We start from the raw sequence: 15,218 nt of genomic DNA, 5'->3' as shown, positions 1-15,218 counted from the left end.
TTCAGAGAACCTCACTTTTGACCTTTTCCCAAGCGCTCCATAACTGAAAAGCCTCTGAATTGAACGCGATGCTCCAGTCCGCTCCTTGCAAGGTTTTGGCCGGATACAGCCGGAACAGAGGTGGCAGGCGAAGTTGATCGTTCAACTCGCCAACTGACCGTTTGACGATATACACGATCCATGAAGTTCTTGCCATGGACTGAAAGAGCATGTTCAGCTGATCATTCAGCTCTGCATTATCCGATTCAAGCCGCAGGCGATCCAGTCGAACCAGTTGTTCTGTACAACGGGACGCTTTGACAGGAAGCCTCCAAACCAGTTTGGCCGGATTCTCCCGAATCCCCGTAGCCACTGCATATCCCAAAACATTGTCCCGCTTGAGCGCTTGCAATAACTCTTCCCGGTCCGGTTCGGCAACATGCTCCTTCACTCGCCTGACCAGCTCTTCCCTGTCCACGAATCTCACCCGTCGTCGCCGGAGCACGAAGCTGTATTCATACCGCTTGAGGGGGGTGTCTGGAGCCGTTTCATCCCAAAACCAGATATCCGGATAAAAGGTCTCCGACTCTTCAGCTTCCCATCCGAAAATCTGGTACTCCAACGTGTTTTGTCCACGGAAGCTCAAAACCGGTTCCAAAAGTTTCTCTCGTTTCCATTGCCGGTATTGCCGCTCCAACTCCTCAAATCCCACACCATACATGCGGTCGGCAATGCTCTTGATTTCTTCTAAAACCGGATTTTGTTCACGATTCATGTGATGCTTTCTCTGCAAGTGAACACTGTGAACCAAATTCATACCGCCCACTTTTTCAATATAACGGGAGAAATCCTGGAAATATTGATACGCCCTTGTGACTATCTCTTCCAATTCAGACCTTGAAATCTCGGATTGGGTCTTTTCCCGAATTTGCTCGGCCACATAGCCCGGCACGTAAGCCCAAACGTGAATCGGTGGATCGGGGTTCTGGCGGCTACCCCGACCGATACGCCCCAGTCGCTGCATGAAGCTCCCGGGATCGCGTGCTTCAAACACCAAAAAATCTTTGCGTATTTCACCTTGGAAGTCGACTCCCACTTCCACTGTTGCCGTGGCCACCGTGATTTGCTTGGTTAAAGCTTCCCGGCTACGGCTGCGGTCTGACAAGCCATGAACTTCTCCGACGTCATACCCCTTTTCTCTCAAAGAGTTAGCCAAGACCTGCGCTTCGTGGATGGAATCGAGAATGATCAACCCCTTCGCATTCGGCCATTCAGAAAGATAGCCCTCGATCTCGCTCCAGTTCTTCAGAATCCGTTCACCGGTGTTCCAAGCTTGGAGATAACTTGAAACCACATGCAAATCGAGCGGTTCCAAAAAGACTCTCTCTTCATACACTGGCGGATTCTCCTCCGACAGCCAACGTTCCACTTCCTCCTGGACATTCCAAATCTCTATCTGCGCCCCTTCAATAAGCCGGAACACGTCTGGCCTAGGAGTCGCGGAAGACAGCATAAAAGCAAATCCCTTATTCGGAAAGGAAGCAGTCATAAGTGCAATCCATTGAGCAAGGAAATTTACTTGAGCGATATTGTACAGATGAAATTCATCAAATACCTGCAACGCATATTCGCCGAGCCGGTAAAAAGCTTCCACGCGCTCCCCCTGCTTGAATGCATATAAGCGCTCTTGGGCGATCAGCATCAAGTGATCCGGGTTGGTCATCACGGCCCGGTGAAACCGAGTAGACATCCGTTTGATCTGTTCCAGCTTGCTTTCACCTGACATGCGAGCCTTTCTCATCTCTTCCGCGGTCCAAAGGGAGATCTCATCCCAGATTCCCAAAGGCAGCCCATGTTTCAGGGATTGAAACTGATCCTTCACCAGTTCGTTTACTGGATAGACTCCCAAGGCCCTTGCTCGGGGGTTTTTGGTCAAATATCCGTAGTTGGCCAGAGTCTTCCCTGCTCCGGTCCGTGCCCTGTTCCAAATGATCGTCTTTCTATTCCCTTCCAAAGCTCTTTCTGCCAACCGAAGTTGCACAGCCTGGTGCGCATAGGGACGGATGTTACCAATAAACGGTAAGTCATATGTTTTCGCTGTCTCTGCCAAAACACGGATCATATCCTTACCTCCACCAAAATACGGCTTCCGGCAAAAACACCTCGCCAACCCAGTATCCTTCCACTTCGTTTTCCCACTCTGCCCCCATTACCAACCGTGTGGGCAATACATTGTACATGGAAGTGAAGTAAGTCGGGATCTTCGGGAGATCCTGTACATTGATCATGGCAGGACAGTGTTTCCCCTTCCCACGTTCTGGATCGACCTCTTCGACTTCCAGACGTGCCTGGCTCATCCATTTTCCAAGCCGGATTCGGCTTGGAAAAGAGAGCGGATTGTAGCTTAGGGCATACGTTTCAAACCTGGAACCCGGTCGGATGCATTTGATGAATCCCCAGTTGGGATATCCCAGACTCTGTGCCCGTGTCATCAAAAAAGGTTCGGGAGTCGTGTTGTATTGCATGAGCCGGTGCGTCACTTCCACAGGTGACGCAGGAAAGATATATATCCCCTCATGATTCAGCGGCTGCAGATGCCTTTCGTACTCAGGGGCTTGGTGCTCATGATAATAAGGAGAAACCGCCCAGGACATCGCATAGGCAAGCGCGTAGTTATGGAGGAGGGGAGCGGTCTCGGCGACCTTCCCCTTCTCCATGCTGGAGAAAAACAGGAAATCCTCCAGCTCAATCACGATTCGGTAGGCAAACCGTTTCTCTATTTGGACAGTTTCTCGAGATACGCTCGATGATCGTTTTCCAGTTCCCGGAGCCATTCTTCATTCGCCTCCTCACTTCGCCACAGGTCACGCACACTTGCAAGAAGCGCTTGAAGCTCCTCACCTGCACAAATTTCGACGGGGAGATACGACTCACGTGCTTCCTCATGCAGCACATCCAGCACCGCTTCCACCACTTCGGACCGCTCCAGCGGAAACTCGTTGAGATTTTCTCCCTTTCTCTCTAACAACCGATCGTAGACGCCTTGGGTCAAGGCCAGATTGGAAAGTACTTCCCCCCTGCTGAAGAGCATGGCCACCACATGGTTTTGGACGAATCCCTGGCGATTACTCTCCGCCCCGTAACGGGTCGTGGCCAAGATGTTGCGCAAGATGTACATAAATTCAGAAGGTGTCACATCAACAGCCGTTTCAATGGTAGGAAAAAACACTTGCGGCCGAATATGCTCCCGTTCAGCAAACGCACTTCCCGAAATACCGCCTCTGGTGGTATCGCTGATCGCATTGAGAGTGATCGAGCGTTGCATTGCCTCGTAGGAACGGATCGCAAATCCGGAATCGGTCCACACGCGCGAACGCTGTGCCCCTTCACCGCTGGTGGCCGCAAATCCGTAAATCAGGCAGTCGGGGCACTTCCCACACATCTGTTCCATGTATGCGCACTTCTCTCCCCAGCCGAGATCCCGGTTAAACGCCCTGCCTGTCCGGCGCTCGGGTGCAATTTGCTTGCGCTTTTGCAGAAGTACACGGGAAATCAAGTCCTTGTTTTTCCGTCCGCATCTCACCAGTTCCACATCCAAGGTTTGCCCTTCCGTCGTCAACACTGCGGTTGAGTCGAACTCCCGAACGATCACCAGAGAGACACATTGCCGTTTCGGAAAGAGAGGAATCTCGTTCGGAAGTTGCTTCTCCAATCTTTTTTTTACAAACGAATCCTTCCAGCTCGTTTGCGTGATCATGCTTGTTCCCTCCCGATGTTCTCGGCTTTTTCGGCTTGTTTCTCACGAATCTGTTTCAACCGTTCGAGGTGAGTCTCAAAAAAAATTCCGTCTGCCAGCTGGTTTTGTTTCTGGTTGAGTTTCGCAATGTTACCACCGCAAACTTCCAGGAAAAACCGGTCGTAAACAAGATCTACGAACCGAATTACAGCCTCCTCATCAATTCGTGGGACATATCCCGAACCTTGTTGATTGATGAGCCGATCCAACCTTTTCGTAATCAACCCGCACAACTCGCTCTTGTCCCGTTTCTCCTTGATCCCCTTTACTGCCAGACGAAACAGGTTCTCATAACGATGTGCCCTCCCCTTGTGTGAGATATCCGGCTTGTACAGCTCAAGAGAGGCAAGTGCAATCTCTCTCGCAAGTCCCATTTCCTTCCCTCCTCGCCCAAGATTGATTTCCCGGCACGACCGTACAAAAGCATCGGTCGCATATGGTTGCTCCATCAAGAATCTTTTGAAAAAGCAGGCCCCTGCCATGGGGTGTACATCCATCAGATGCAATACGGAAGAGACATGTTTGTCGGTCGGTTTGGAGAAATCAATCGGATGCACCGTTTGATGGATCTCCCAGATGTAAGCCATGCGATACAACATCACGTTCACCTGTTCAATCGGGATTACGAAGTCCGTCGTCCCACGGCTTTCGGCCCCTTCCAACAACCGGGCCACTTTATAGGGGGGAGCATCCATATGGATCGCATAATGGACTTCACGCACATCCGACAGAAACAGAAACGGTTTCTCCGTCAACAAAATACGAAAACCATACAACTTGTGAAGAGAGAGTGCGGCCGTGAGCGCCTTCATCCAGGCTTCCTCCCGGGTTCGTTCAAGAGTGTTACTGTAACAATCATAAGTGAACATCAACACGTTCCCGGGGGGACTTGCTTTCAACACATCTCCCGTACTCGGAGGACGTTCCCGTTCGGCCAACTCCTGCTGGAAATATTCACTGTACAGTTGAAAATGGACTCGCAAGTGATCCCGGAGATGACCTTTTTCGTCTTCCACAAAAGGAACCTGCCATGTGTGTTTCAGTTTGCCTCGGCGGTGTACATAAATGGAACCGAAGAAATGTTTCAGCTCCTCCTGCAGCTCAAGCAAACCTTCCTCTGTGATTTGAAAGGACGGAAAGGCAAAAAGGTAAATCTGCCGCGATTTGTCCCCTCCCGCAAAACTGTCAACGGAAAACACTTGCCGGAGTATGAATTCAAACGAACACACGCTACACCAGTGCAGTGCCGCCACATCGCTTCGCTTTCCAGGCTCCCATCCCTTCGGCAAGATCCGGTTGCTGAAGACATTGACGCTGTCTTGGATCACCTTTCCTTTCACCTTTGGCTTAACCCCCGCCAAAATCTGCCGGTTGCACAAGTTGCAAATCCGTTTTTGGGACCGTGTTTTCTTCTTCAGCAACTCCTTCGAATCCAGTCGATTCAACTCCCGGTTCCGTTCCCAAGAAACCACCAGCTGCTCACGGAAGTAGGTCATCAGATCCTCATGAATCTTCAGCTCGTCCCCAATGATCTCCATCACTTTCTCCGGCGTGACTTTCCCCTCGAGAAAGCCCTCCGCCATCTTTCTCACTGCCAATCGCCAATCTTCGATCGGCAAATGGGCAACATTCTTTCCATCCACTTCAGCGTATTTGATATAGCGGTAAGCCAACCAAATCGCTCCATCAAACCGTTTGTTGTTGCTGTGGAGAGAATCTGGAACCAATTCGACAATATCATCCGCATTCAAATTGAGATAGTTTGCTAGATGGAGCAACACTTCTGAAGGGGTGCTTCCTTCCAATCGCTGAATCAAGCGTTGGAGGGCTGCGAAATATCGGGCCGTATAGAACCACTTCTCCCGGAACTCCTCATCAAAGGAGGAATCAACCTCAAAGCGCTTATACAGTTCATTCAGATTGGTCACACCGTAGGACGCCAGTTTTCCTTCATCAAAGTTCTTTTCCGGAAACGTTTTGCTTCCACCTGATGCCTTTAGAAAGATCTCATGAAACAATCTCGCAAAGTCCTGAGGCGAAGAATGCAGCAGAAATGCCAGAGGCTGACACTGCAAGGTGGTGCGGTCGAACAGTTTTTCCCGGTTCACCTGATCGGCCGCATTTGCAATGGAACGGAAGAACAATTCTGCCAAATCGTCGATCAACAATGATTTTTCCGGCAATTCCTCTCCGCCAAAGGTGATGTACAACGTCCCATCTCCAAACCGGAGCCACGGAAAATAGCCGTGTCTTTTCATCAGCAGGGCCATGCCATTGTGCATCTGTGTGGTGACCATGCCACGCATTTCCTGGACGTAGTGATAGACGATCCGCATGTTTCCCGTTAATTTGGGCGGGAGCAACCGACAGAGATGTTCAGTCAGGTTGTGAAGCGTCCGCTTTTCCATGCACTCGGCAATACATGTGATGGAGGCAGCTTGATCCATCAACTTGACCCAGTCGCGGATCGAGGACCAATGGTATTCACCTGACAATACGCCCAAATCCCCCAATTTGGGAGAAAAACTGGAAACGCCTGCCACTCTGAGGAATGCGGCAGGCGGAACATCCGTCCCCACCGCTTCGCAAAGGATGCTGCAGACCCGCTCAATTTCCTCCAATGGAATTGAGTACTCACCTGACCCTTGTTTCTCAACGGAAGGATCTTTGTGCAGATCGTGCACGACAAAGGCAATCAAAGCGATTTTCAGCTCTTCTTCATCCATGTGAAAACCGAGAGAATCCAAATGGCTTAACAGGGCCTGACAGGCTTCCACACCGGTGCGAATGTGATCCCACATCGATTGGTCCAACAGGTTGCGTTCTGGACGATAGTTGTACGATTTTGCGATCGCCTCGGACAAATCCATCTCTTGGAATGCCAGAAGCAAACGATCGCTGAATTCCCGCAGTTCCAACTTTTCTCACCTCCCACTGCCATTATGCTGCCTAGGGACTGATCAAAGCAATAGATTCAGTTCGTCTAAAAATGAAAAACGGAATCTTTAATGATTCCGAAAAGTAGAATGTGATAAGAAACATATGCCTACAGGGTAGATCCATAAAATAATAAAGCGGTATCCGGCAAGGCGATCACCCCCCGCTACCATACCGCTTAAGAAACATGGTTTTTATCTCTTCCCAAAGTTCCTTTCGTTTCTCCGCCGGTTTTATCAGTTCGACCGCACTCCCCCATCCCAATACCCATTTCTTGATTTCCATCCAGCTGGTCATGCCCGGAAATATGATCTCTCCCACGGCCTCGCCCGCTTCGATCGGACGGATGACTTGATCAGGATGCCACTGTTTTTCCTGAATCCGTTGAAAAACATTCTGATCGTAAATCCGAATGACATAGTCACACTTATTCCGACCGTGTTCCGCTTCTAACATCTGTCGGATATAGTTTTGGACGTGATTTCGCTTATAAGGCCAAACTTCTTCTTTCTTTCTTCCAAGCGGAGACGAATGAATGGTTCGCACCATATCTTGGATCCTGTCCAAACGGATATGAATCAGTTTTTTGTAAGAAACGTCTGGTGTCTTCATTAAATGTCCAATGAGGTAAAACGTATGTTTGGCGTAAAAAACCCCAAACGGGTCGAAATATCGAATGTTTCCCTTATGCTTGAAACGTAGCATTTTGTTAAATCGAATGGCTTCAAACACTTCTTGCAGTGATTGATAAAAATGGCTCCTACTCTGAGGATACCCGTACTCGCTCACAAAATAGAAATCCGACCATTCTTTCAATCTGCGGACGTCTTCCTCACTCAGAACGGAATACGCATGTTCCAACAGTTCTCGATACGCTTTTTCCCCTTCTCCCTTTAACATGGGCTGTACTTGCCGCAGAGCAAGAAATAAATACAACCGCACCTCAGGAGACAAGTTGGCAACAGCCCGAGCAAAATTACCTTCAAAATAACCCCGGCCTCGGATGATGTATTCCTTCTTGTTCACATGGTTCAGCTTTTTGATGAGGTAATTGAGATCCTTACGAAGTTTCTCCTGAGAAATGCCATAACGTTTAGCCGCATCCTTGATCCCATGAGGACCAGGATCCCGTAGCAACTCGGCGATGATCCCAATCAGCCGATCGCGGTATTTGGCATGAACCTGGTGAACTTTGGACATGATGGGTTTCCTCGCAGGTAAAGAGTTTTGTTTAGAGTTGCTTTTAATCTTCTTGCCTGAGGTTTATTCATCAAAACATGAACGGGCAGACCAAAAAGGGATATGACAAGATTAATTCCAATCCTGTTAACAGAGGTGTATCCATTAAGACATTGCTCCTGAAATCCGCCACGCAAATACGCGAATTCCACGTATTTGCCGTCAATGCTTCAATCCTCTTATCAGAGGTGTATTCATTGAGACCGCCAGGAGCAGCGAAAGCAGTGTGATGATGCCAGTTTCAATCCTCTTATTGAGACAGCGTTCGCCGTAACCCTTGTTTTTAACTCTTCCAGAAGCCGAGACTCTTCCTCGTATAATTCATCCAGTCTCATTTCCAATAATCTTCTCATCACATTTCTCCTCTTAGAAGTTATAAACGCTCCTATTCAATTCTTTTCCTCTCTGCATTTAACAAGCGTCGGTAATATCTCTGCAAATCAGAAAATCCGAGCTTCTCAGAACATAAAACGGCTTTCTCTAGTAGGAGAATAGTAATGTTTTTGCTCTTCTTCAACATGGAATCCGCTTTTTCAAAAGCCGTTACCGAAAGTTTCCGATCATCTTCTTCATGTAATCCCAGGCTGATATCCAGCAAGGTCTCAATAAGGGATCTGCCCAAACCCGTTTCCTTCCAATTCAGATGTTTCAGCAGCGGTTCCCATGTCAGTGCAGTGTTGAAGGCATTTGCATATTCGCCTTTAAGACAATATAATTCTGCTATATCTTGAAGCAAAGAGGCTTGATCCCATTCTTTGGTTGATGTTTTCAAAGATTTTCTTCTATAATGAATCGCCTTGTCATAATTCTTTATTTTCTTGGCGTAATAATACAAGCTCGCGTCACTGATTTCTCCCGCTTCTTCCATCAACCGGAACAATCTTTCCGCTTCCTGGTCATCTCCAAAAATGATCGCCCGATCAAACAAGGTTTCCACACGTTCATCCTCAATTCTGGTTGGAAACCTGAGACTTAATTCATAAAAAAATTTTTCAATATCCTCTTCTGTACAGATACTCCGAAGGTGATCTCTATTTTCAAACAAATACGGACGATCCTCCGTGATTCCATGCCTTTCAAGATACCTGCATGTGGCTTCCACGCCTGCAGAAAACAGAAATTGAACATCATATCCGCAATACGTATCAAAATCAGCAAATTTCGCCTCTTCAAACAGCCAAACGTTTTCCGGTTTCCTGTATCTCGCAAGCAAGTAGGAAATCAAGATCAGGGAGTCAGCAGAACCTGAATACGGATCATTCCTTCTGCTGACCACCTCATTTTTCATCAGGAATTTCACCAGTTCATAGTCATCATCAGGTTTCCAATGATAGTGCAATTCAATGGCCAAAGCATATCTTTTCTTTACGTTCAGATCTTGTTTTGAATCACTGTCTTTCAAATAGGCAAACTCATTCCAAAGATCCCGCGATTTCCTGATCAAGTCCAAATTGTTTGTAATATCTTTTATTTCCACAGATCATTCTTCCTTTTACAAAAAGTTGTAACCTCCCCTATGATATATCAAACCGCCGTTATATCACACCCTAATTTCAGGTTCAGTTGGTTTATCTTACCATAAGAAAAAAAGCGAAGCTCAATTTTGAAGCTCGCTTTTCATCTCGAACGAACCGGAGGTTTGCCCACGTCCGTGATTAAAGTCAGGGGGACAGTCAATTCTTCATTGATGGGCGTTTGCCTGAGTGAGCCGGGAAACGTAGCGAGGAACCAGTACATAGGTTTTGCCTTGGATAATTGAGCAGTTACTTCCTTCCAGCTTGCGCATTCAAGTGTTGTTCAAACATGTCAATAATCGTAAGAAATCTTTCTGCTTCGCGGAATACGTGATCCGCCAACAAAGGATGAATAATGCTTTTAATTCGACACGCTTCAATCAATTCGCGTGCAGTCTTTTTGAAATCTCGCAGGGATTTAACGGATACTCTGTTCTGATCCAAAAATTGATCCAGGAGTGGATATGTCTGCGATTGAGGACGCATGGATTTCAGATCTCTCGCTTGAAACAGCAACTGATCAAAGTCGTGACTAAACTCCCGTGCTTGATCGACCAGTTTCCGTTCAGACGGATCGAGTAGATGACCGATAAACTTCGCATGGTCAGCCATAATGCGCAAGAAAAACACATTTTCATCAATAATGGCGTCAGGTAAAGGCTCCAAAGTGCCTGTATTGAGTTCTCTCAAACGATTTCTGAAATAATTGGCTTCTCTGCTTACATGGTCAATTAACAAAGGAAAATTGTTTTGTCCTGGAAGCTGACAACGTAATACCAGCCCCAAAACCTTTCTCTTAAAGGCCCAGATACCTGAAGCAGCGTTGTAAACCTCTGTATTGAAGCTTGCTATTGTCTCCGGATCCGCATCTGTTGAAAAGGAATGAGATCTGTCTTCTATATGTTGGAACAGATCATAAAAATAATTGGCTTCTTGAATTAATTGAGTATCTTCACATCGGAATCCTAATCTGAGAAAGAAGGCGTGTTCCTTCATAATACGGGACCAAAATCGAATTTCATCCAAAGATCGGGCTACAAAACCATCTGACATATAAATTCCCCTCGCTTTCATTTGAAGAGACCGCCGATTGTTCAGCGCAGAATGAAGAGTCGAAACGAGATGGAGAGGAGCCGAATCTTTCCCCGGGTTGAATGAGAATGAACGGATGATGATGACACCGTACATGTTCGGAATTGCGACAACTCCCACAATTGCATCGGCTGTCGATGGTTTACCATATGTGTCTGTTTGCGTAGATAGAACTTCATGAACCCCGAAGCAAACGGGCATCTGCACCATCATTGGAAACATATCCAATTCTGTCAATCGATCATACGGTTTCAGCATTGCGGGTGCCGACCCATTTCCGAAAATCATTCAAAGAATTTGTGATTATATTCACATTGCCTCTGATAAACACGTTCTATAATATAAACTATAAGTATGTGCTTGAAGCCGGGTGGGAACAACTCTGAATACAAGAAGGTTCCACCACGAAAAACAACGTTCCAAACAAGTTTTTGTAAGCAAGCGGACTTTGGCCTTCATTCCTGTTAAACTGTCTTGGAGCACTTTTCCATTTGCTCTCGATGCGCAACACGATTGTCCCAAAAAAGCCGCCGAAAACCATTAAAGAGGTCGATCACAATGAGCAAACCATTTAATGACGTATTCCTGAAAGCATGTCGAAAAGAGAAAACACCGTATGTTCCCGTTTGGTATATGCGCCAGGCCGGCAGATATCAGCCGGAATACCGGGCCATTCGGCAGAAATATTCCTTTTTCGAAATGAGCGAAATTCCTGAGGTATGCGCGGAAGTGACCCGCCTTCCCGTGGAACAATTGGGTGTGGATGCCGCCATTCTGTTTGCCGATATCATGACCCCGCTCAAGCACATTGGCGTGGATGTGGAAATCAAATCGGGCATCGGTCCCGTCATCGCCAACCCGATCCGTACGGAGCAGGATGTCAGCCGCCTGGGAGAGCTCGATCCTGAAGCGCATGTGCCGACGATTTTGGAAGCCGTCAAAATCCTGAACCAACAATTGTCGGTGCCGTTGATCGGCTTTGCCGGCGCTCCGTTTACACTCGCCAGCTACATGATTGAAGGCGGTCCTTCAAAAAACTACCATAAGACAAAGGGATTGATGTATGCGGCCCCGTCTGCCTGGCATGCGCTCATGCAAAAGCTGGGTGACATGACCGTTGTGTATCTGAAAGCGCAAATTGCCGCCGGAGCCCACGCCGTGCAAGTATTTGACTCTTGGGTCGGCGCTTTGAACGAACAGGACTACCGGACGTATGTGGCTCCGATCATGCGGTATATCTTCAATGAGCTGCGAACAACGGGCGTTCCCGTCATCTATTTTGGCATCGGGGCAGGACATCTTCTGGAAGAATGGAACCGGTTGCCCGTGGATGTGATCGGACTGGATTGGCGCACGTCCATCCACTCCGCACGAAGCCGGGGAGTGGACAAGGCCTTGCAAGGAAACCTGGATCCTTCCCTTCTTTTGGGTTCTTGGGAGCTGATCGAACAAAGAGCCAAGGAAATTCTGGATCAAGGCATGGAACAGCCCGGTTATATTTTCAACCTCGGGCATGGCATCTTTCCGGATGTCAAGGTGGAAACGTTGCAAAAACTGACTTCCTTTGTCCATGAATATACATCGAGGTGATGGCCGTGGCAAAAAAAACAGGTTTGTTGGTGATGGCTTATGGCACGCCGAGAAGCCCCGAAGAAATTGAACCTTACTATACACATATTCGCCGTGGCAACAAACCTCCAACCGAGCTTTTGGAGGACCTGAAGAGAAGGTATGAGATGATCGGCGGTGTTTCGCCTTTGGCTAAGATCACCGAAGATCAAACCGCCGCATTGGAGAAAGAATTGAATTCCCGCTCTAACGGACGTACCTTTCAGGCGTATGTCGGTTTGAAGCATATCTCTCCGTTCATTGAGGATGCCGTACAGCAAATGCACGAGGATGGAATCGAAGAAGCGGTCAGCATCGTGCTGGCCCCGCACTATTCCACCTTAAGCGTGAAATCCTACAATGAACGCGCCAATAATGAAGCGGAAAAACTGGGCGGCCCTCGGATCCACACGGTGGACAGCTGGTACGACGAACCCAAATTCATCGACCTTTGGGCCAAGCGGTTGAAACAGACGTTTTCCACCATTCCGGCGGAAGAACAGGAAAAAACCGTTGTGATCTTCTCGGCGCACAGTTTGCCGGAAAAAATCCTGCAATTGGGAGATCCTTATCCGAAACAGCTGGAAGAAACGGCCCGGCTCATTGCCGAACGGGCACAAATCCAACATTACGCCATCGGTTGGCAAAGCGCAGGAAACACTCCCGTGCCATGGCTGGGTCCTGATGTGCAGGATCTGACGAGACAGTTGCATGAGGAGAAAGGATACCGTTCCTTTGTGTACTGTCCGGTTGGTTTTGTCGCCGATCATCTGGAAGTTCTGTATGATAACGACATCGAATGCAAACAGGTGACGGAAGAGCTCGGAGTCCGTTATTACAGACCGGCGATGCCCAATGCCGCCCCGGAATTCATCCAATGTCTCGCCGATGTGGTGGAAAAACGCCTGGCCGCTTTGGAGAGGATTGAATCATGACAACCCAAAAACCCCGTGTCGTCATTGTCGGCGGAGGGATTACCGGGTTATCCGCCGCCTTTTACCTGCAAAAAGAACTGAAGAAAAAGGCGCTTGATTGGCAGGTTACGTTATTGGAATCTTCCAACCGCCTGGGCGGAAAGATCCAAACCCTGGTTCGTGACGGTTTCGTCATGGAACAAGGCCCCGATTCCTTTTTGGAACGGAAAAAAAGCGCCGCTGAGCTTGCAAAAGATTTGGGTCTTGCGGACGAACTGGTCCATAATCGGACGGGACAAGCCTACATTCTGCATCGCGATCAGCTCATGCCCATTCCGGAGGGCGCGGTGATGGGTGTACCGACCAAACTGAAACCGTTTGCTTTCACTTCCCTGGTTTCTCCCGCCGGCAAAGTTCGGGCGCTGGCGGACTTGTTTTTGCCCCGTTCGAAACAACCGGAAGGTGAAGATCAATCCATTGGCTCCTTCTTCCGCCGCCGTTTGGGAGATGAAGTGGTCGATCGGATCATCGAGCCTTTGTTGTCGGGGATCTACGCCGGAGACATCGACACGTTGAGCTTGATGTCCACACTCCCTCAATTTGCCGAGATGGAGAAGAAATACCGCAGTTTGATTCTGGCAACGAAAACCATGCGTCCTCCCCAATCAACGGCGTCGAAACCGAAAGGGGTGTTCCTCACCCTCAAAAAAGGGCTTCATTCCATGGTGGAAGCGATCGAGGAGCAACTGACGCAAGTCCACGTGATCAAGGGGCAGCCGCTGAAACGGGTGGAAAAAACCGATCAGGGGTATCTGATCCGGTTGAACGGCGGTGAGCCGTTGCAAGCGGATGCCATCATTATGGCCGTTCCGCATCGGGTGACACGCCAAGTCCTTGGAAACGCCGACTTTTTGGAACCTCTGCATGACCACCCCGTCTCCGTGGCAACCGTCATTCTGGCGTTTCCGGAAGATGCGGTTCATCTGTCCAAAGAAGGAACGGGCTTTGTGATCCCCAGAACGGAACCTTATACCATCACCGCTTGCACTTGGACACATAAAAAATGGCCGCACACCACTCCGCCCGGAAAAGCGTTGCTCCGCTGTTACGTGGGGCGCGCCGGAGATGAAGAGATCGTTGACAAGCCGGATGATGAAATCGTGGATGTGGTTCTCCGGGACATGAAACGCGTTTTCCCCGTCACCGGCGATCCGGAGTTTACTTGTGTCACCCGCTGGAAAAACGCCATGACCCAGTTCGCCGTCGGGCATCAGGCATGGTTGAAACAACTGTACGAAGAGATGGAAAGCCGTTATCCCGGCGTCTTTTTGGTTGGCTCCTCGTATGCGGGATCCGGTATTCCGGATTGCATCAATCAAGGCAAAAAAGCGGTCCGGGATGTGCTGAGTTATCTTTCCAACGGCGCTTGAAAAGATGTGTTCTCCAAACCGGCCGGTCGCTCACCGGTGAATGAAAACAGCGCGGGCAAAGACTGTGCAATCCTTTGCCCGCGTTTTATGTTTTGATTAATCGGCCTGAAGTTGTTTCGCCAATAGTTCTTTTTCTTCGGGTGAAAGCAAGCGTTCCGCCATGGGGAACAATACGTTTTCCTCTTTGATGAAGTGATGGAACAAGATCCGGTAAGCTTCCATCATGAAAGAGCCGATTTCCTTTGCCTTCTCGGAAGTCACCGGCGCGGTCGCCTGGTCAATCTTTGCGATAAAGGATTGCAGATATTTCTTTCCTTGTTCATGTTCATCTTCCATCACTGCGATCGGTCCGGACTCTCTTCCGATGTATTGAGCCATCATCGGAAACAGGACCCCTTCTTCCCTTTCAGAGTGAGGCTCCAAATCCTGTTCAAAGAGAATCGCTTTTTCTTTCAGTTCGACCAATGCATCCCGCCAGTCTTCAATCCGGGATTCTTCCCCGATTTCCCGGGCCGCTCGATACAATTGTTCCAGTTGCTCCCTCAAAGGAGTATGTTCTTGCTTCAGTTGCTTCAAAGCCGGACACAAAGAAACGTTTCCTCCCATCATGTGACTGCAATGAAAAGGCATATCGTTCATTTTTGTCCCTCCTGTTTTCATGTGGATTCCACCCGTTCACCGTCCTGAAAAATCCATGATCTGTCCCTGA

At 48.6% G+C, this 15,218-nt stretch carries 11 protein-coding genes; 3 read left to right on the top strand and 8 right to left on the bottom strand.

Annotation, left to right across the window (positions count from 1 at the left end; genetic code table 11):
• Position 1: 1 nt before the first annotated feature.
• From cas3 to EG886_RS03170, 7 genes are all read right to left on the bottom strand, one after another.
• Entirely contained in the window at positions 2 to 2,101 is a 2,100-nt protein-coding gene (gene cas3, locus EG886_RS03200) for a type I-D CRISPR-associated helicase Cas3' (RefSeq protein WP_124726788.1), read from the bottom strand.
• A 4-nt stretch (positions 2,102 to 2,105) separates the two neighbouring features.
• Positions 2,106 to 2,732, bottom strand: a complete 627-nt coding sequence (gene cas5d / locus EG886_RS03195; RefSeq protein ID WP_164491617.1) for a type I-D CRISPR-associated protein Cas5/Csc1 — start codon at positions 2,730 to 2,732, stop codon at positions 2,106 to 2,108.
• Positions 2,733 to 2,755: 23 nt separating this feature from the next.
• A complete protein-coding gene (cas7d, locus tag EG886_RS03190) occupies positions 2,756 to 3,736 on the bottom strand; it encodes a type I-D CRISPR-associated protein Cas7/Csc2 (protein WP_124726786.1) in 981 nt (326 codons plus the stop codon).
• A complete protein-coding gene (cas10d, locus tag EG886_RS03185) occupies positions 3,733 to 6,693 on the bottom strand; it encodes a type I-D CRISPR-associated protein Cas10d/Csc3 (RefSeq protein ID WP_124726785.1) in 2,961 nt (986 codons plus the stop codon). Before cas10d ends, cas7d begins: the two co-directional genes overlap by 4 nt.
• 175 nt (positions 6,694 to 6,868) lie before the next feature.
• Complete coding sequence (locus tag EG886_RS03180; RefSeq protein WP_124726784.1) at positions 6,869 to 7,912, bottom strand: helix-turn-helix transcriptional regulator; 1,044 nt, start codon at positions 7,910 to 7,912, stop codon at positions 6,869 to 6,871.
• A 424-nt stretch (positions 7,913 to 8,336) separates the two neighbouring features.
• Positions 8,337 to 9,428, bottom strand: coding sequence for a hypothetical protein (locus EG886_RS03175; RefSeq protein ID WP_124726783.1), 1,092 nt, complete (start codon positions 9,426 to 9,428; stop codon positions 8,337 to 8,339).
• A gap of 286 nt (positions 9,429 to 9,714) precedes the next feature.
• A complete protein-coding gene (locus tag EG886_RS03170) occupies positions 9,715 to 10,518 on the bottom strand; it encodes a DUF2935 domain-containing protein (RefSeq protein WP_206425359.1) in 804 nt (267 codons plus the stop codon).
• A gap of 597 nt (positions 10,519 to 11,115) precedes the next feature.
• Between EG886_RS03170 and hemE the strand changes: the two genes are divergently transcribed.
• The 3 genes from hemE to hemY are packed head-to-tail and all read left to right on the top strand — an operon-like array spanning position 11,116 to position 14,509.
• Positions 11,116 to 12,147, top strand: a complete 1,032-nt coding sequence (hemE, locus tag EG886_RS03165; protein WP_124726782.1) for a uroporphyrinogen decarboxylase — start codon at positions 11,116 to 11,118, stop codon at positions 12,145 to 12,147.
• On the top strand, positions 12,147 to 13,100 hold the full coding sequence (gene hemH / locus EG886_RS03160; RefSeq protein WP_124726781.1) for a ferrochelatase: 954 nt from the start codon (positions 12,147 to 12,149) through the stop codon (positions 13,098 to 13,100). Before hemE ends, hemH begins: the two co-directional genes overlap by 1 nt.
• A complete protein-coding gene (gene hemY / locus EG886_RS03155) occupies positions 13,097 to 14,509 on the top strand; it encodes a protoporphyrinogen oxidase (RefSeq protein WP_124726780.1) in 1,413 nt (470 codons plus the stop codon). The genes hemH and hemY overlap by 4 nt, the downstream gene beginning before the upstream one ends.
• 96 nt (positions 14,510 to 14,605) lie before the next feature.
• On the opposite strand, the gene EG886_RS03150 is transcribed toward hemY, so the two are convergent.
• Positions 14,606 to 15,139, bottom strand: coding sequence for a hemerythrin domain-containing protein (locus EG886_RS03150; RefSeq protein WP_124728635.1), 534 nt, complete (start codon positions 15,137 to 15,139; stop codon positions 14,606 to 14,608).
• Between the last annotated feature and the right edge of the window lie 79 nt (positions 15,140 to 15,218).

It is taken from the genome of Staphylospora marina (assembly GCF_003856495.1).
In the GTDB taxonomy this organism is placed as follows: Bacteria; Bacillota; Bacilli; order Thermoactinomycetales; family Thermoactinomycetaceae; genus Staphylospora; species Staphylospora marina.
The sequence above is the reverse complement of the archived record's forward strand: the minus strand, read 5'-3'. Positions and strand labels throughout refer to the sequence as shown.